This is a genomic window from Cobetia sp. PS-4MA (assembly GCF_057670765.1).
The window spans coordinates 1,405,365-1,422,645 of sequence record NZ_CM173107.1 but is presented as its reverse complement, the minus strand read 5'-3'; the positions used below and the strand labels follow the sequence as shown (position 1 = coordinate 1,422,645).

The 17,281-nt window shown below is 56.0% G+C and carries 13 protein-coding genes and 2 pseudogenes; 4 read left to right on the top strand and 11 right to left on the bottom strand.

The window, feature by feature from the left end; all coding sequences use genetic code 11:
• Positions 1 to 254 precede the first annotated feature (254 nt).
• Positions 255 to 384: pseudogene (locus AC26AR_RS06115) on the top strand (IS30 family transposase); the annotation flags it as partial.
• Between the two features lie 281 nt (positions 385 to 665).
• Here AC26AR_RS06115 and AC26AR_RS06110 read toward each other — a convergent pair.
• From AC26AR_RS06110 to AC26AR_RS06080, 7 genes are all read right to left on the bottom strand, one after another.
• Complete coding sequence (locus AC26AR_RS06110) at positions 666 to 4,697, bottom strand: NACHT domain-containing protein (RefSeq protein ID WP_488107739.1); 4,032 nt, start codon at positions 4,695 to 4,697, stop codon at positions 666 to 668.
• A gap of 15 nt (positions 4,698 to 4,712) precedes the next feature.
• Positions 4,713 to 5,120, bottom strand: a complete 408-nt coding sequence (locus AC26AR_RS06105; RefSeq protein ID WP_096650553.1) for a DUF6375 family protein — start codon at positions 5,118 to 5,120, stop codon at positions 4,713 to 4,715.
• A 20-nt stretch (positions 5,121 to 5,140) separates the two neighbouring features.
• Positions 5,141 to 5,932: a radical SAM protein gene (locus tag AC26AR_RS06100; RefSeq protein WP_488107738.1), complete on the bottom strand. Its 792-nt coding sequence runs from the start codon at positions 5,930 to 5,932 to the stop codon at positions 5,141 to 5,143.
• 186 nt (positions 5,933 to 6,118) lie between these two features.
• A complete protein-coding gene (locus AC26AR_RS06095) occupies positions 6,119 to 7,045 on the bottom strand; it encodes a nucleotidyl transferase AbiEii/AbiGii toxin family protein (protein ID WP_488107737.1) in 927 nt (308 codons plus the stop codon).
• On the bottom strand, positions 7,035 to 7,811 hold the full coding sequence (locus tag AC26AR_RS06090) for a type IV toxin-antitoxin system AbiEi family antitoxin domain-containing protein (RefSeq protein WP_488107736.1): 777 nt from the start codon (positions 7,809 to 7,811) through the stop codon (positions 7,035 to 7,037). Before AC26AR_RS06090 ends, AC26AR_RS06095 begins: the two co-directional genes overlap by 11 nt.
• A gap of 164 nt (positions 7,812 to 7,975) precedes the next feature.
• Entirely contained in the window at positions 7,976 to 8,332 is a 357-nt protein-coding gene (locus AC26AR_RS06085; RefSeq protein WP_488107735.1) for a nucleotide pyrophosphohydrolase, read from the bottom strand.
• Between the two features lie 107 nt (positions 8,333 to 8,439).
• The gene (locus tag AC26AR_RS06080; RefSeq protein WP_488107734.1) at positions 8,440 to 10,830 is read right to left on the bottom strand and encodes a DNA/RNA helicase domain-containing protein; all 2,391 of its coding nucleotides are present in this window, start codon (positions 10,828 to 10,830) and stop codon (positions 8,440 to 8,442) included.
• 163 nt (positions 10,831 to 10,993) lie between these two features.
• On the opposite strand from AC26AR_RS06080, the gene AC26AR_RS06075 reads away from it, so the two are divergent.
• Positions 10,994 to 11,983, top strand: a complete 990-nt coding sequence (locus tag AC26AR_RS06075) for an IS481 family transposase (RefSeq protein WP_488107733.1) — start codon at positions 10,994 to 10,996, stop codon at positions 11,981 to 11,983.
• Positions 11,984 to 12,071: 88 nt separating this feature from the next.
• Here the strand turns inward: AC26AR_RS06075 and AC26AR_RS06070 are convergent, their stop codons facing one another.
• The gene (locus AC26AR_RS06070; protein ID WP_488107732.1) at positions 12,072 to 12,947 is read right to left on the bottom strand and encodes a hypothetical protein; all 876 of its coding nucleotides are present in this window, start codon (positions 12,945 to 12,947) and stop codon (positions 12,072 to 12,074) included.
• A 457-nt stretch (positions 12,948 to 13,404) separates the two neighbouring features.
• On the opposite strand from AC26AR_RS06070, the pseudogene AC26AR_RS06065 reads away from it, so the two are divergent.
• Positions 13,405 to 14,397 (top strand): annotated as a pseudogene (locus AC26AR_RS06065) (IS30 family transposase).
• Between the two features lie 233 nt (positions 14,398 to 14,630).
• On the opposite strand, the gene AC26AR_RS06060 reads toward AC26AR_RS06065, so the two are convergent.
• Both AC26AR_RS06060 and AC26AR_RS06055 read right to left on the bottom strand, forming a co-directional pair.
• Entirely contained in the window at positions 14,631 to 14,912 is a 282-nt protein-coding gene (locus AC26AR_RS06060) for a hypothetical protein (RefSeq protein WP_488107731.1), read from the bottom strand.
• Positions 14,913 to 14,931: 19 nt separating this feature from the next.
• The gene (locus AC26AR_RS06055) at positions 14,932 to 15,108 is read right to left on the bottom strand and encodes a hypothetical protein (protein WP_488107730.1); all 177 of its coding nucleotides are present in this window, start codon (positions 15,106 to 15,108) and stop codon (positions 14,932 to 14,934) included.
• A gap of 737 nt (positions 15,109 to 15,845) precedes the next feature.
• On the opposite strand from AC26AR_RS06055, the gene AC26AR_RS06050 reads away from it, so the two are divergent.
• Positions 15,846 to 16,199 carry a hypothetical protein gene (locus AC26AR_RS06050; protein WP_240499551.1) on the top strand — a complete coding sequence of 118 codons (354 nt, stop codon included), beginning with the start codon at positions 15,846 to 15,848 and terminating at the stop codon, positions 16,197 to 16,199.
• A 104-nt stretch (positions 16,200 to 16,303) separates the two neighbouring features.
• Here AC26AR_RS06050 and AC26AR_RS06045 read toward each other — a convergent pair whose 3' ends face one another.
• Entirely contained in the window at positions 16,304 to 17,227 is a 924-nt protein-coding gene (locus AC26AR_RS06045) for a LysR substrate-binding domain-containing protein (RefSeq protein WP_488107889.1), read from the bottom strand.
• Positions 17,228 to 17,281 lie beyond the last annotated feature (54 nt).

The following is a 17,281-nucleotide window of genomic DNA, read 5'->3' as shown; positions in this document are numbered from 1 at the left end:
TCCCCCGCTGCGGCTTAGGCCGCACGGGAGAGGGAGACGCGATATCTAGAACAGGCTCATCTGTTCGGACCGATCGGGGACGAACAGCGCAGGCGGCCCGCATAACACGAAGCTTTTCCCGGCAGACTTGACCAGCATGCCGTGGTAGAAGCCGTTCGCATCCGCGCGCGCAGTCCCTGCGTCACGCGTCTTCACCGCGTACGTGCCATCGAACAGCCGTACCGGCACGTGCCCCCTCTGTCAGCCTAGTTGTCGAGTTGCGCAGGATGGTCAAGAAGCTGAATGACCACCCGCGAAAACGGCTCGGCTATCGGACACCGGCACAGGTGTTTCTGGGGGGAATACTCAGGAGCCCTGGATACCGAAGGTGCTGCGTTTATTGCTTGTATTCAGGCTCAAAGGCATGCTGACCGTTTGTACGACACATTCAAGTCCGATGTGGATAGAGAGCTGTCACCGGCGATATTAACTTGCTGTGTTCTCCGGTCGTACCAGCAAATGGTGCGCCGGATAGCGGAAATTCAAGGCGCTCGATTTTAACTTGCCTCGACCTGTGAACAGGCTATCGAACCGTGTATCCATCCCGAATATTGAATCCGCTTCCGGTTCCACTCCCTGCATGAACGTCTGCTGCGTCCAGAATGGCGACGCCCCCCTGATATAGCCTATGATTGAGTGCTCGAAGCGGGCTGATAGACGTGAGTACGCATGTGAATATGCTGGTGGTTCGAATAGTACTCGTTCAGATTGTGTGCCTCGGCTGAGCGGTAATGAAAGCCACGCTCTCCCCACATGAGCCACACCAGAGCCTTGCCGGACTGCGTCAAGTAAATGTCAAGAATGTCACGACGTAGATAGCTAAAAGAACCACTGATCTGCGAACCATACTCACCGATTTCGCGGTACAGGGACGCCACGCCTGACGCATCATGCAAGTCCCATTTATTGGCGCAGTACCTGAGACTCAAAGCCTCACAGAGCCGCTTAGAGGGCAGGCACGCACCGCTGTCCTGATTCATCACACTGTGGTAGCTCTCCCAGTTGTACTTCTGCACTGGGATGTCGACCACGACGCCATTGTTTGACCACCAATCAGCGGACACCATGTATTCGGCAAGGTCGCCCTCTTCCTCATCAGCGACAGGCAGTCCCGGAATCGAGGAGAAAGGCATCTCGCCCGCATAGGTGTAGTAGTAGCCTGGTTCCTCTGGAATGGCGTGATTGCCAGGGTATTCGAGACCAGTGAACAACGTGCACAGGCGTTCGACTTCTTTGCTGTCTACGAGTACACCTCGGAGGAAGGTAAAGACCTGTCGGTCGTCAATGGGAGCGTTCTGTTCGAGGAACCCGTCAAGTACGACCCACGGCCCCGTCAGGCCATCAACCTCCGCGATCTCGAGGATATCGCGGTAGTCTGGTTGTGGACCTCTGACCATCCAGTCGCCAGCACCCGTTGGCTGATCGCTGAATAAGTCTGGGAGCGGCAGGTCGATGCTCGCAGCCCCACGTGGGAAGGTTGGGTCGATGTCCGCATCTGGGGGGCGAGCGCTGCGCTCCTCGGCAAGGAGACCCCGAGCGTACCGGATCCCCCACATCTCGAAATAGGCGATCCAGCCGTACTTCTTCCCGTATCGGTCGACCTTGTGCTTATCACCTCCAATACGAGGCCCGGAGTTCATTTTCCGATCAACAGCTTCGAAAGTCTCGGGGTCATAGCCAAGCACCAGCATTCGCGAAACGATTGTCGGCAGCACCTGCTGGTACTCTGGGTTACTTTCATCGTAATTCCGCCGATTTGGAATCAGTCTGCCTATTGTGTAGTTGCCGAAGTCCATCCGAATCGCCGCGCGCTTCGCACGCTCGATTATCGCCGGGTCATACTGCAGCATGTTCTCAAACGGACTGGGCAGATGGCTAAACGGTGGAAGGAGGTGAGCTGCTTCGTCCTCAGACAAGCAAGCAGGATCAACCATCCTCGCGATGGCGATGATCCCCAGACAATACTGCTGATACAAGGCATGCCAAGTAGGATGCGTCGCTCCTGGCGCGAACATCGTTTGATAAATCTCACGAGCAACTCTTGGCAGTGCCTCACGCATCTCCACGGCATTAATATCTGACCAGTTGGTCAGCACTGCACCGTAGGCTGCGGCGAACATCCGTTCGGGGACGTATGGGTCTGAAACGGCAATAGCCTCTACTGCTAGCCGGAAAAACTCCGAGGGTCGCTTGGCGGCGAATTCGTATAGAGTCTTGGTAGCCACGTCGCGCAGGCTTCTGGACGTGGACGTCAGCGTCCACATCACCCAGCGTGCCCGCCGATACTCTCTCTCGTCTAGATCACCCGATTTCCATCTGGACGACAGGAATTTGAAATCGTCTTCAACTTCCTCAGACCTCTCGCGAACCCACTCAGTCCAGAATAGATCGCGTTGCGTATTGGGCATGGACAAGAGCACACCGTGCAAGAAGTCCATGTCAAACGGATGCGCCCGCGCTGCCCTAGTGGCGCGAAGTCTCGTGAAGGAAATCTGTGCGAACCGTTTCGACTCTTGCATTGCGTGCGCGAACCGTTCTACCGTATCCCTCCCTATGTGCTTTGGGTCTGATTGCGCCGTCAACAACAGAGCGTTCATGACGAGATTCTCGTCCGACAAGTCTTGCCAAAGCTGACGCCTGCCAAGGCGTTGCGGATACAGGCCAACCAGAGCGCGGAACACGTCAAAGGCCAAGGTATGTGACCCGGGCTCACGGAATTGGAACTGTGCGCGTCCTTCATCGCTTTGCAGCCACTGCGCCAAGGCCGGCCTATCAAGCAGATGTCTCGCCATCATATGGCCGGCCATCAGGTCATATGAAAACGCGATTCCTTGACCACCTTCTTCAGAAGTTGTTCGAACGAGGACACCTTCGGATTCCAACGCACGAATGACGCTGGCATCCCAGCCCATGTCTCGGACTGCCGTTCGAGCAGCATTGAACTCCACGCTTCTAGCGTTGCCCTCCCAGAGGAGTCTCGCGATCGTCAGTAGCGCTTCTTGCACTTCATCCTGATAGATGCGATGCGCCGTCGATGAAAGCTCAGCGACTCGTGCGGCAACCCTGTTGAAGTGCTCTTCGAACAGGCTTGCAAGAGAACTGGGCAGCGCCTCCACCCCGACAAGGTGCTGGCGACGAGGGTTCGCCACCTCGCAGAAGATTCTCAACGTCAACGGGTGCTGCAGGAACTCGATTGGCAGATCCGCGTCAGTGGCATCGATCTTGTAGTATTCAAGGTACTTGTCGATGGCCGTCTGCGGGTCTTCTTGGAACCCGTTGTGCTCAAGTTGAGGAAATTCCTCCGGCAGACACATCTGCGCGAACTCATTGCGTAGAGTTACAACCAGCAAGACGTACGGAAAGTCCTTCAGTAGCTCTTCCGCTCGCGCGAGCTCATCCTTCCAGTTTCTCGGATCTTCTGCCTCATTCAGGCCGTCAATGACAATAGGGAGGCGCTTGCCCGCGCGCTGCCCCGCCGCATCTACGGCCTCAACCAGCCGATTGAAGCTCTCCGCCGGTCTACCAGAAATCTTGAAGGCAGACACAAGATCGTCAAGCCCTTGGCCTGCATGAAGGTTTTTTCCCAGCAGTAAAACTCCACCGGGAAGCTCTCCGTCAGGCTGTGTCACCTTGACGGCAAGCTCGGATTTTCCTTCGCCTGCAGCTGCAAGCACAGCCACGGTTCGAACGCCGATCGACCGCTCCAGCCTGCGCAGCGCCGACGCAACTGCGTGGATGTCCGCGACCAGATTCGCGGTTAACGGTGCTCCACCCGAACGCGCCCCACGCAGCTTCGAGAGCAGCCTGTCGTAGCGCACCGGCTGCAACAGATTCGCTGCCAGTATTTGCTGTATAGCGTCGAAGTCGCCCGTGCCGAGCGCAGCATGCAGGCTATCGAGCAGGTCAGCCAACCCGGTAGCTCGAGCCAGAAGCGAGTCGACTTCGGCCTTGAGTTCGGTTTTGAGTTGCCCTGTGAGCGAAGCAATGGCCGCGCAATTTGTCTTGAGGGCACTTGAGAGCTTCTCCAGTGAGTCCCACGCACTCTGGCCACCCAGATGCCTGAGTATCTTCTCCTCTGCCCCAACGACCACATGAACTTCCGGCTGGTATCTGCGGTTGAATGGAGCCGCAGCGAGCCTGTGCTGCTCAGCAAGCAGTGCAGGCGTCAGAACCAGCTCACCGAAGTAGGTTTCTCGAAGTAGCGCTCCTGGCCCAACCAAGAGGTCTTCGATGTCGGTTGCTGTCAGCAGTTCCAGCTTCAACTCGGGGAAATCGCTTTTTTCAAGCTCGAAGAACCAGTCTTGATCCCCCTTTGTCAGCGTGTGGTGTGTCCACAGCTTCCAATCGGTCACACCTGAGACGTGCCTGCGAGTCTTCTCCATGCCCTCAATGATCTTGCTACGGCGAGTGGCCCCCAGCTTTTCTCCGTTCGCCAGCTCATACCATTTGCATTGCCAGCCAATCCAGCGTGGCGGCGCTCCGAGATCACAAGACTCGGTCAGCTCAAGGTGAAACTCCACACCAGGCTGGTTTGCTAGTTGCTTGAAGCGACCGAAGCGCCCATAATGTCGGCGCACCAAAGAGCGGCAAAGCTTCTCAAAGTTCTCATCCGCTGCTCCGGGTAACTCTCTGAATACGTCCCAGTTTGCTTCAGGCATCGGCGTTTTCCCCTGTCAACTGGCGTCGTCTGAGTCGGAAGGGTAGTCGTGCGCCGAGAAAACTTCGACCTTCGCCCCTGCCTCAATGAAGAGCTTCACGAACGCGGATACGTCAGCCTCGTCAGTCGTTACAGTAATTAGACTGTCTTCACGCTCGAGGCGATAGTCAGATACTAGCTGTCCAAGGTCTGCAGGCCCTAAGGTGTAGAGTTTCAGGTCTCGAAGTAACGAGAGCATGTCATCTGAAAACCTGTGATCCTCTGGCTCAGCAAATGGGATGGAATGGCTGTCATCTTTGGAGGCCTGACCGCTAAGCCTGTCGATATTCTTTTCAATATTCTCTGCGTCTTGCGCTCGCTTGAACCTCCCGATGAGAACCAGATTCATCGAGTGCTCAGAGCCATATCCGTTCCAAATCTTCATGATTGGACCTCTCGTTTGATCTAGACGATATTTCTGAGTTGCTTAAGCGCCCACAGAACGCCGACATCTCCAATCTTCGCGCCGGCGGGCGAGAATGAACTCTCGCGAAGCACTCCGGACGCGTCTATATGCGCATAGGACTGAAGGCCTCGCTCATCGGGAAGTGGATCGCACGTAGGCAGTCCTGACGCCCCCACCTCACTGACCGCAAGGCGAACCTTGCCTCTGTAGCTAGAGACCCAATCCTGAAGAGCTCGGCCGACCACTCCATCCATGCTTGCTACCGTGGTGGTTGCTTGCTGAGGAAGCAACAGCAACTCACTAGCTCCAACCTTTTGCGCGAGCTCGCTTATCGCGTCAAGTTCAGAAACTGTGCGCTTGTTTACCACAACGTTGATCCCAAAGGGCGACAAGGTCGCAATCGATTCAATGCCTCGGAGCAGGCTGGCAAACTGCTTCCCGCGCTGTTCTTCATAGGTGCGACCTAACCCGTCAACGCTAATGCGTGTGAAATGGATCGATCCCTTGAGGCGCTCGACCAACCGTGGCGTCAGGCGATGACCATGAGTCGTGAATGTGACCGCGAGCTGAGTCTCTCCCGCAGCTCGTTTGCATATGTCGACGAAGTCAGGATGCAGCGTGGGTTCGCCGCCACCAAATCCGATGCCTAGGCACCCCTCAGCATCCAGTTCTTTCAACCAGCCGAGCACTTGGTCAGTATGCAGCGACGCTTTGTGCTTCGGCGCGTAGCAGTACGCGCAGTGAAGGTCGCAAACATTGGTGAGTGCAATGGATACCTGGCGGGGAGACATCGACCAAACCGCCTCTTCCGGGCACAACTCGTCTAGCAGGATATTCAGACCTGAATGTCGATCGAAAAGATGCACCCCGTTTGGGCTAACTCTGGACTTCATAAGGCATTGTTACCGAAAGCAGTTTTACCTTGAATTTGTCTTCTAACACATTGAGGCTATCGAGGCAGACGTTGGTGCTCGTCGCTAAGCGCCTATCTGCAGCCGGCCCAAAACCTGTTCCAACAGCTCCAGAGACTGACGGTGCTTGTCGGACTTCATCTTCTGGATGTTAGCGAGCTTCCAGCGCACGGCAGGCAGCCGATCAACACCCGGCAGCGGAAGCAGCGCCCAGTCAGGCGCCCCCTGCTTGAAGGACATCAGGAAGCGAACATCTTCATCGGTCATTAGCTGCCCCAGCCGCGACAGCAGCTCATCCCGGACGCTCTCCAACTCCTGCAAAGGAAGGTCAACCCTGGCCATCCCGACAAACTCCTGCTGGTAGACGTTTTCCAGGGGCTTCAGTCGCGGGTTGATCACTTCGTTCAAGGGCCTCGGATGCCCCAGCAGATAGACCAGGAAGCCTTCGAATACGCTTCGATCCAGGCCGCCCTGGTTCAGAAGCAACTTTACATCGAAGAGATCCCGGGGGTGCTGGCGATCCAGCGCGGCACAGATCTTGCCACCATAGAGGTCCGGCAGTGACACCACCCGCACCGCAGCGAAGCCGTAATCGTCTTCCACGGCTTCCACGACATCGCGCTCCTGCGGCGGGTGCAGAGTGCCACGCAGCACCGGCGATACCTCTACCTTCACCTGGCTGCGCCCTCGGCGCACCAGGATCCTCAGCTCGTCTCGGCGATTATCCTGAAGCTCGGCCCGCACACCTGGCAGCCGGGCGCTAAAGGTCCCTGCCAGTCGCTGCAGCGCCTCACGACAGCGTCGCAGTGCCTCGTCACGGGGCTCCAGCGGCAGATAGGCCAGGTCGATATCGACCGATAGGCGAGGTAATGGCTGCACGAAGAGGTTGATGGCCGTACCGCCCTTGAGGGCGAAGCACGGCTCGTCATTGAGAATTGGCAGCAGCGAGACCAGCAGCCTGACCTGTTCGTGGTAGCGAGCTTCAATCGGCATGCAGGAACGCCTCCGGCACCGTAACGTGAAATTCCCTGTCCAGCTTGCCGCCCTGGCAGAGCTGCCGCTTGCCTTTGCCGAGATCCAGTCGACGTGGTTCCAGACGACCGTACCAGGCATGCCCGGCGTAGCGAGCCAGCACCAGGAAGGCACGCTTGGTTCTCACCGAACGGCACCCCTCCAGCAATGCCTGCAGCCGGCGCGGACGCAGTGTGTTAAGCCCGCCGAAGGTATCCACCAGCTCACTGCTGAACAGCAGCGCATTCGGCGTCACGGCGATCCACTCCAGGACCGCTCGCTCTGGGGTCGATACCTGCAAGCTGAAGGCCCTGCCATCCGGCGCGTAGTCCGTGAAGCTGCCGGGAAGCTGCGCTGGCAGGCCCTTTTCAGAGTGGAGCACCATCCGCCCTGCCCACTCGGCATCATTCAACCACCGGGGCAGCCGAGCGGCCTCCTTGCCATACAGGTGCGTTGTGCGCTCCCCCATGGGCAGATAGTGGGCAAAGCCATGCAGTGCCAGGGCCGTCTGGCCACCCGGCCAAAATGGTGGCATCCCCGAGCCGTCGCTCGCCTGTAGGGCGAAAACAGCGCTCTCCCACGTAAGAGGCTCCCCCGCTTGGCAGTAGGCGCCGTGCCCCACGCGTTGCAGCCAGCCACTGCCGGCCAGCTTACGCGCCTGATCAGATGTGACGCCGTGTGACGCCAGCCAGGCGGTCGTCACGGCGGCGCCATACGGGATCTTGTGCAGCAATTGGTTTATTTTCACGTGAAAAAGCGGCCTTAAATTCCCTCTTCAGAGTGAAGAATAAACCACGTTGGTTTATCTTCAAGCACAAAATCGACATTTAAAGCCGCTTTTAGCACAGAATTTAAACCGAAAACTGAGTCCCCGGCCCTGCTTGAGTCCAAATGTAGCGGCCACACATCACGTCAATCCTGATAGTGCGTGTACTTTTTCGCACTTCCCTTCACTTGGTCGGCGGGATACTTCTCCGCATTTTTCTCCATCTTCTCCTGGCATGCCGCTTCGATATCCACGTCCAGCTTGCCCGCCAGCCGGATCAGATAGAGCTGCACATCGGCAATTTCGTCGCGCACGGCGGCCAATTGCTGCTTATCCAGCTCCCTGGACTGCGCCTCGGTCAGCCACTGGAAGCACTCCTGCAGCTCGGCTGCCTCCACCGTCAGCGCCATGGCCAGGTTCTTGGGCGAGTGGAACTGGTCCCAGTCGCGCTCGGTGGCGAACTGGTCCATGGCGTCGCGAAGCTTCTTGAACGGGTCTGACATCTAGGGCTCACCTGGTTCTGCGGTATCGGATAGCGGTGAGCATGTCTGCTCTGCCGCTCGCTATCCAGCCTACATCGGTATAAACGGTTATACGGCCGCCCACTCGCTCACAGCACGGAGAGGAATTCGCCAACAACCTTCAGGTCCTCAAGCTCGTCCTCGAGCACGATATCCTTGTAGCCGAAGGCATTGGTCTGGGGCTTCAGCACGATGCGCTGGTTCACCAACTCACCGTACTCCTCGACCTTCTCGCTCTGATACAGCTTGATAGTGAAGCTGCCCCCGTGGTCCGGGTCTTCAATGGCGTGATGCTGCACCACGACGACCTTGCCTTGCCGTGTGCCGCCGGGATTGGCACGAAACAGGCACCAAGCGCCATTGGGGATGCGCCGATTCATCGACTCCCCCACTACCCGACTGACGAACAGGTCAGGACTTACACGGATATGCTCAGGTAGCTCGACCCAGTGATGGGTGTCAGCGATTTGCATCTCGCTAAACTCGCCAGCGGCGATACTCAGGTCGTACACGGGCACATGGCGCTCGAATGGCGCTGCCAGGTCACGCGTAACGATGGGAAGGTGCAAGCCATCCAGCGTCCCGGCCTCTTCCGTGAGCTCGGCATGCTTCAATGAGTCCTGCGAATGAGCAAAGGCAGCGAAGTATTCGCGAGTCTCTCGGTCCGTGGCATAGATGTAACAGCCCTTCTGACCTCGTGTCATCAGCGTGCGATAGGTGTTCTTGACGATTTGATCCGCCACGGCACGAGCCTGCTCTGGTTGCTCCTTGAGCATCTTCTTGTACCCATGTACCGAGCGGTCTTGCCCCGCTCGTTTGGCTGCGTCTGTCACCACGCGGCCATCCCGAATCACGAAGTCGTCTCCGATGATGACTCCGACGTAATCAAACTCGAGGCCTTGGCAGGTATGGATGCAACCTACCTGCTCTGCTGATCCATCGGCGATCGCCCACAGCATGCCATCATCATCGAGGTTCCACTGGGCAGCGAAGCCGTACTCGGGAAAGACAATGTCCATGGCATGCTTGTCCTTCTTGCTCGCCCAGGGCCAGCAGTACCCCGCCACCATCCGTGCCTTGTTGGCTTTGCGGTTCTTCTCGAGAATCGCCTTGCGCAAGTTGCTCGGATCATCGAATACCTTGAACTCGTAATCGATACCGTCGAGGTCGGTGTTGGAGGTCGTCCGTATCTGCAGGGAATGATCCAACCAGGCGAGATAGCCGTCGGAACCGTTGCAACGAAACTGTGAGGAGAGTTCGAGCTCATGTACCTCGGCGCCGCATTCATCTGCCCGACGTTTGACCTCCTCTACCGTCCCGACATCCTTCAGCGTGACCCGCTGCGCTTCATCGATAAAGAAGATGGAAAATCGCGATGCCGAGATGATTTCCTTGATCTGGCTCTCGCCCAGATTCTGATACATCCCGGATTTTTCATTCAGTCGATGTGCTTCATCCACGATCAGTGCATGAAAGGTATCAGGCTCCGCGTTGACGTAACTGCCTGAGCCCTTGAACAGGTTATCGATGTGGGTCTTCTTGCGCGTACCGGTCAGACGCTTCTTGAAGACTTCACGAGGGGCAGAGTTGCGAGACACGTACTGCGTCATCATCTCCCGGTTCGTCAGTTCGACGAGCAGATTGATCGCGACGACTGACTTGCCCGTCCCCGGCCCGCCCTTCACGATCAGGCACTGCTTCTTGCCATTGCTTGCCTTGTGAGCGAGATCCACGGCGGTTTCATAGACAAGCTTCTGCTCATCGATCATCAAGAACTCAGCTTTGCCCTGCATCATCGAGCTGAGCGCATCCGCCAGATTTTTGCTCGGCTTGATCACACCGTGCTCGATGCGATACATGATGTCGCTACTGTCGCCGTACTTGATGTGCTGACTCAGAAACCTGGAGAGCTTCAAGGCATCCGGTGAGATGAAGACAGGAGCGCGGCCTGTATGGTTCGCATAGAAGGGGTCATTGATGGCATTGCCTTGCTTCATGTTGTGCAGGTAGGCGCAAGGCACCAGCCGGATCGACTCGGAGCGGACGGTCTCGTTGTAGTCCTCGATCAGCGCACCATAGGACCAGGCTTGATAGGAGGGATGGTTGGTCTCCCGTACACCGCCCCCTAGCTGAGTACGAACGATGGCATCTTTGGTCGTCACCTCAGCGGTCTGCCACTGCTTCAATTCAATGATGACAGCAGAGTCCTCACGCTGGTCATTCTTGCCGGTCAGAATAAAATCCACTCGGCGATTGGTCAGCGGAATGTTGTATTCGATGGCCACCCCTGCCGAAGCGGGTATCCCCTCGTCGAGGAGAACGCTCATCATGAAGCGCAAGGAGTTCTCCCAAGAGGCCACCTCATTACGCGGCGAATTGCGGCTTAGTTTGCGTGACACCTCATTCTCAATGGCGTCAGCGATGACATTGGCCCGAACGTCATCTATGAATTGCTGCTTGGTAGCGTTGTAAACCAGCATGCCCGTTGGGGCTCCTCTCGGTGGTGTGCATCGTTTCTCATGCCATCACACGGCTACCGCACGGCGCTTACCTGTAGGGTGCCGGATGATCGGATTTCACAACGAAGCTATCCTTTGTTAGCCTCTCGTGAGCTCATCAAGCAATTGATTCAGGAAAAGCTTCATGGACATCAAGCTGCATAAGCAAGCGACGACGACACCGAAAATCCGTGCCGACATCCAAGCAGCTCCCTCCAGCATGACGAACAAAGATCTCGCTCGTCAGTTCGGGGTCAGCGCCTCAACTATACAGCGCTGGCGCTATCGTGATGATGTCCTGGATCGTTCCCACACACGTCATAACCTACTCGCGACTCTGACCTCAGAACAGGAAGAGATCGTCATCGCCGCACGTGAACTGCTTCGCCTGGGACTCGATGATCTACTTGTCGTTGCTCGGGAATTCCTGAACCCCAATTTGTCGCGTTCCGCACTTCAGCGCATGCTCAAACGACGTGATGTACCGACTCTCGCCAAGCTGGCGCGTCAAGATGCGAAGGAGGACGAGAAGCCCAAGCATCGGCCTTTCAAGGATTATGAGCCCGGGTATGTGCACATTGATATCAAGCACCTGCCCCAAATGCCTGACGAAGATCAGAAGCGTTATCTCTACGTCGCGATTGATCGTGCCACTCGGTGGGTGTATCTGGAGGTCAGATCAAGTCAATCTGCAAAGGACGCCCAGGCGTTCATGAAGCGTGTGGAAGAGGAGGCTCCCTTCACGATTCGAACCGTGCTCACGGACAATGGTAAATCCTTTACCGATCGCTTCACCGTGGGTGGCGAACGTAAGCCCAGTGGAAATCATCTTTTCGACCAGGAATGTCAGAACCATGGTATTGAGCATCGATTGATCAGGCCAGGCAGACCCCAAACGAACGGGATGGTGGAGCGCTTCAATGGGCGTATCAGCGATGTTCTGGCGACTCGGCGTTATGACTCGAGTGAGGATTTAGAACAGACACTCGAGCGTTATTGCTGGCTCTATAACCACCACATTCCTCAGAAGGCACTACACCACAAAGCGCCTATAGCAGCAATGAAGGAGTGGCAGGTCGAACGACCTGAGCTGTTTACGCAAGCTATAGTCAATCAGACGGAACCCGACACCTAACTCAATTCCCAGTATTCACAACACTCGCAGAACTTTATTCGAATCGGTTCGGCAAAGAAGTCCAATGGATACCTACAGAAGAGAATGGTTATGATGGCCAACGCATGCCATAACGACCAAACGCATTTCTAATATGTTTATTTAGTTGGAGCTCGTCCATATTCAAAGACCGAACCGATTCAACATGCAGCTGTTTTCTTGGCAATATGTTCAACACCTGACATATGAGAATTGTGATATTACCTGAGTTCTGCTGAATCCAGCTGATACTTTCTTTGTGTCGAAGCACTAATTTGTGGATGCTACCAATATCATCTTGCTCTCCAACTTTCCAACCTTTTTCTCCAACCTGCGAAAGCCAGTGCAGAGAAGGCTCTGCGGGGTGAACCACCTGACACAATTCTGAGTAGAGTTTCCTAACTGGGTAGTCCTGATGTTCGATCGATGTTACGTATTTCGCTGCAGTTTCAGCTTTGTGGGCTGGGGGAGCATTTTCTCCTTTCCCAATCTTACGCGCATGGTGGAAATGTATTAGGACATTCTCCAGCTCAGTGCTTATAAATAGAGTATTATTGAGCTTTCCATTCAAAGACTTAAAAATATCTCCAGCGGAATCAGCAATTGTTAAGGGAACAGGTCCAAGAGAGTGCTTGGTATCTGCGGCAGATTCCAGTAATCCTCGCAAGGCTGCACAGAATGCCAAGTAATTTGGCTGCGTTGTAGCGTGAACAACGCATGCATCAAACCAGCGCAGATGGCGGATAGAGTTAGCAACCGCGGCCCAATGAACCCGATATAATATTTCTTCCCAATAAATCTTGTTCTGTTGGTTTATCGGCAGAGACTTATACTGCTCGATATCCATAAAGGAGTATGAAACTCCAACTGCCTCGTCAACAATATTCCTCAGGATTTTCGGATAGATCTCACCAGCTTTTCCGAATAGGCAAGGAGATACCGCCATAAACTAGTCCTCTCAACACTTTGCTCACCAATGATTTGCGAGCGCAGCAAGTTATTTACGTGCGCACAGAAAATTGTTGGAAAACCTCATGATTTCCCAACTCAAGAAGCAGATTCATATTGAATCTGTGCGTTCTATTAACCAGAGACACTCTCACATATCGGTCGAGTAATTATTGATTTAGCTTGAGATCTTCTTTAATATTAATTCGTATCATTTTCAGATTCACCTCCGTCTTCTCCATTCTTGACTGAAAAGTTCGGCAAGAAAGCGTTCGCGCCTTTCTGCAGCGTTTTTCCCTTCGCAATCTGCCTTTATGTATTCGGCCATTACAACGAGTAGCATTTTTCTCAATCCTGGATTCATAGAATAACCGCAGCACTTTGGACCGCACGGTAGAGGCAGGAGGGCCAGCGCCGGTACCCTTCTCGGCTCACCGACCAGAGTGAAGCAGAGTATGGAATACCGACAGCTGACCCAGACCCAACGATACCAGATCCACGCCCGTGATGACTTGGGCATGAGCCAGCGCCAGATCGGCAGGGAGCTGAACCTCCACAGCAGCACGATCAGCCGTGAAATTCGCCGTAACGCCACCGCTGATGGCTATGATCCCGAGCAGGCTCAGACACTCAGTGATCATCGGCGCCGCACTGCTACCAAGTGGACAAAGCGCCTTCCCGGCATGATGGCCGCCGTTGCCGATCGGCTACGCGAGGAGTGGAGCCCACAGCAAATCAGTGGCTTCATGGCGCCCTTGGCCGGCGTTAGTGTCAGTCACCAATGGATCGACTCCTTGATCTGGGACGACAAGGCTCGGGGTGGTGACCTTTGGCGGCATATTCGTCAGCCTAAACGCCGCAACAAGCACCGCACGCACGCCAAGAGCGCCGGGTTAGGCAAGATCCCCAACCGAGTCGGTATCGAGCACCGCCTAGATGAGATTGATGACCGGCGCTTCATCGGCCACTGGGAGGGCGACACCGTGATACAGGGCCACAAGCAATCAGGCCTGGTCACGCTGGTTGAGCGTCGCAGTGGATATTTACTGGCGGCACGACTGCCCAGGATTTCGGCCGAGTTGACGCAATCAGCCATGATCCGCTTGTTGAAGCCGCGTCGGGGAGCGGTCCAGACGATCACACTGGATAATGGCTCGGAATTCGCTGGCCACAAAGCGGTGACCAAGGCCGTGACAGCGGCGATGTATTTCTGCGATCCCTACTGCTCTGGACAGCGTGGGACCAACGATAATACGAATGGCCTGATAAGGCAGTACTTCCCCATAGGAACGGATTTCCGCCAGGTCAGCAATGCAGAGCTACGCAAGGTGGTCGAAAAGCTGAATGACCGTCCTTGAAAGCGACTCGGCTACCGGACACCGGCGCAGGTGTTTCTAGGGGAATACTCAGGAGGTCTAGATACCGCAGGTGCTGCGCTTATTGCTTGAATTCAGGAATAAAAACATTTGAACTCTCCCGACAGATGCGGCGTTTCACGTCAACCTAGGAGCGCGAGTAAGAGTCAGGATCTCCGACGAGCGCATGCCCGTCTCCAAGGCGATTCTGGCGATCCAGAGCAACATGGGATTGCTGTGCTGCGTGAGTACGACGAAAAGCCGTTCTCCTCATCGGGACTCAAGCGCCAGTCACACTCCTCCCCGAGGCTGGCCATTCGGATGTTCTAGACGGGATTGTAGGTCAAGTCCAGCCCCCATTCCAGAATGGCAACGGTGTAGAGATGTCCGAGCAAGGCAAGCTCCAGGCGCACCGCGTTAGGGCTGATGAGCTGTCCCCGATGTCCAAGGCTGTTCAACCGGTCATCGCGGTAGTTGGCAATCAGCTCTGGCGTCAGTGCCGCAAGGGAGTATTTGTCTAGGTACTCGATCAGCGTGCTCTCGGCCTTGTGGCACTCACTCTTCTGGGTACTGGGCTTCTTGGCGGGGTGACGTCGGCCAGGTAGCACTTGAGCACGACTTCGAGCGTCATGCGCTACGAAGCGCTGCGCTGGATATAGATGCACGCACTAGTTCATCTTCGGTGCGGCGTGCCCAGTCCTGAGCATCACGCTTGGTACGGAAGGTCTTGCCGGTGGTGGGCCAGCCGATCTTGCGGATGATGGCCTTCCAGCTGCGGGCGAGAGTCTTGACGATGGTGGCCATGAAAGTCTCCAAGGGACTGAACGGCACTGTACCCTTGGACTATAGAGCTCACCAGAGAGAAATCGTAAGCCGCTGATTTAAATGGTGGGCCCAGTAAAACTTGAACCTAAAACCAAAGGATTATGAGCCCCAAGATCAACCGGTCTTCTATTTTTAGCACGGCTACCGCACGGCGCTTACCGCAGGGGCGAGCTCCGTCTCATGGTCTTCCACCATGGCGTCCTGCCTTGGCGAGAAATGCATATCTGAATATAGGAAATTTCAAGAAACCTAATGATAGCCGAGTCGAGACACGCGCGAGAAGGAATCGTTAGTTCAACGCGACACCCTGCGTCGCATTAACGAGACAATAAGCTCGATATCGAGCGCGTCTCGCCGTGCCCTCTCCTCTATCGAGCCCACCTTTATGTCGGAAATTTCCGCGCCACTCGCAAACGCTTACGTCTACTGTCTGACTGAACTGATACCAAGCTTCAGGAAATTCATACACCCACATAAGACATCGCCAACAAATCCCAAAATCCACTTTCCCCAACCCCACGGGAAATTTCCTCCCCAGCCCGGAAAATTCCGGCTTCTTCAGCCACCACCTATACATAACCCTCTGATTTATATAGAAAGTGGTGATAATGGAGGCTCTGCCTCGCGCTCACATTCAAGGATATAAAAAACTAATGTTGCACTGCAGCATCAACAGGCGTAAGACTGTCATGAGGTTCCTTTACGTGGAGAGCACAATGACTCAACAACCTGCCTGGTCTGAGTTGGTCCCGACGACACCTGCTGCGATGTTCGATGTCTGGAAGCTGGGGACGACGTCGGTGGAGATGTGGTCGACGGCGATGTCCACCATCATGTCGCGCACGCAGCTGTGGGGGACGCAGTCGCCGCTGGATCCGAAGATGATCGCGGAGAACCAGAAGATGGTGTCGGAGAAGATCGCCGCCAGCTGGGAGATGTGGTTCGTGATGCAGAAGGCGTGGATGAACGCGATGTCGGGTGGCAAGGTCGTGCCGTGGTGGACGACGGGTACGCAGTTCATCAAGCCGCTGCACAAGCGCACGACGGCCAATTCACGGCGCCTGTCGTAAGTCTGCGATACCCTTGCGCGAGCCTGGCGAGATGATGGATGAGAGCGAAGATCAGTGGCGGTGGGCGGATGACGCTCACCGCCACTGGCGTTATGGGCGAGAGGTCACCCTTGAGTGGCGGAGGTGACTGTGCGGCTGGCTTGCGTGTCCAGACAGGCTTGCCAGATGCGCTCCGCGACTTGTTGTTCGTGCTCGGCATGCCGAAACAGGCAGATATCAAGCGGAGCGGTGTGGCGGTCATCCCCGACGATGCGCAGGCGACCGGCGTTGAGTTCATCCCGTACGGCGCGCTCCGGTACCCAGGCGATACCGCTGCCGGCCAGGGCTCCGCGCTTGAGCACGTCTGACATCGAGCATTCGTAGCAGAAGTTGAGGCGTGCCGAGAGGGATTCCCGATTGAGGATCAGCGCGGTGAGTCGCCCGAGATAGCTGTCACTGGAGTAGCAGAGGTACGGTTGCGCCGTGTCGCTTTCCAGCGAGAACAACGCCTGCCCTGCCCCATCCACTGCACTCACCGGCACCAGACGCTCGGACTCCAGCACGATGGAGGGATAGCGCACCATGTCGGTGAGCGTCGGCAGCAGTGGGCTGTTGTAGGCGAGCATCAGATCACAGTTGCCGCTGATCAGCGCATCGACACAGCCGGCGACGTGGTCCGGCACGATACGCGCCTTGAGCTTGCCCAGTCGGGTCTGGAGCTGTTCATGCCAGTCGACGAAGAAGCTGACCGCCAGCGTATGGGAGGCGGAAATCGACACCACCTCTTCGATCTTGGGCACGAAGCCCAGTGCTTCTTCCCGTCCGACCCGCAATACCGAGAGCGCATCCTGCGCCGTCCGCTGGAAGGACTCGCCGGCCGGTGTCAGCCCTACCGGAAACAGGCTGCGATCAATCAGGGTCGCGCCCACCCAGTATTCCAGATTGCGTATCCGGCGGCTGAAGGCCGGCTGAGTCACGTTGCGCAACTCAGCCGCGCGCGAGAAATTGCGCGTGACGGCCAGCGTGAGGAAGTCTTCCAGCCAGTTCATTTCCACAGCGATTTCCTGGAGTGAGGCATGTAGCGCCGCAGTATAGCGTGGCTG

Excerpts from the sequence above, each read along its gene's own strand:
- AC26AR_RS06110 (WP_488107739.1), bottom strand. The coding sequence starts at position 4,697 with ATGCCTGAAGCAAACTGGGACGTATTCAGAGAGTTACCCGGAGCAGCG.
- AC26AR_RS06105 (WP_096650553.1), bottom strand. The coding sequence starts at position 5,120 with ATGAAGATTTGGAACGGATATGGCTCTGAGCACTCGATGAATCTGGTT.
- AC26AR_RS06100 (WP_488107738.1), bottom strand. The coding sequence starts at position 5,932 with ATGTCTCCCCGCCAGGTATCCATTGCACTCACCAATGTTTGCGACCTT.
- AC26AR_RS06095 (WP_488107737.1), bottom strand. The coding sequence starts at position 7,045 with ATGCCGATTGAAGCTCGCTACCACGAACAGGTCAGGCTGCTGGTCTCG.
- AC26AR_RS06085 (WP_488107735.1), bottom strand. The coding sequence starts at position 8,332 with ATGTCAGACCCGTTCAAGAAGCTTCGCGACGCCATGGACCAGTTCGCC.
- AC26AR_RS06080 (WP_488107734.1), bottom strand. The coding sequence starts at position 10,830 with ATGCTGGTTTACAACGCTACCAAGCAGCAATTCATAGATGACGTTCGG.
- AC26AR_RS06075 (WP_488107733.1), top strand. The coding sequence starts at position 10,994 with ATGGACATCAAGCTGCATAAGCAAGCGACGACGACACCGAAAATCCGT.
- AC26AR_RS06070 (WP_488107732.1), bottom strand. The coding sequence starts at position 12,947 with ATGGCGGTATCTCCTTGCCTATTCGGAAAAGCTGGTGAGATCTATCCG.
- AC26AR_RS06055 (WP_488107730.1), bottom strand. The coding sequence starts at position 15,108 with ATGGCCACCATCGTCAAGACTCTCGCCCGCAGCTGGAAGGCCATCATC.
- AC26AR_RS06050 (WP_240499551.1), top strand. The coding sequence starts at position 15,846 with ATGACTCAACAACCTGCCTGGTCTGAGTTGGTCCCGACGACACCTGCT.
- AC26AR_RS06045 (WP_488107889.1), bottom strand. The coding sequence starts at position 17,227 with ATGAACTGGCTGGAAGACTTCCTCACGCTGGCCGTCACGCGCAATTTC.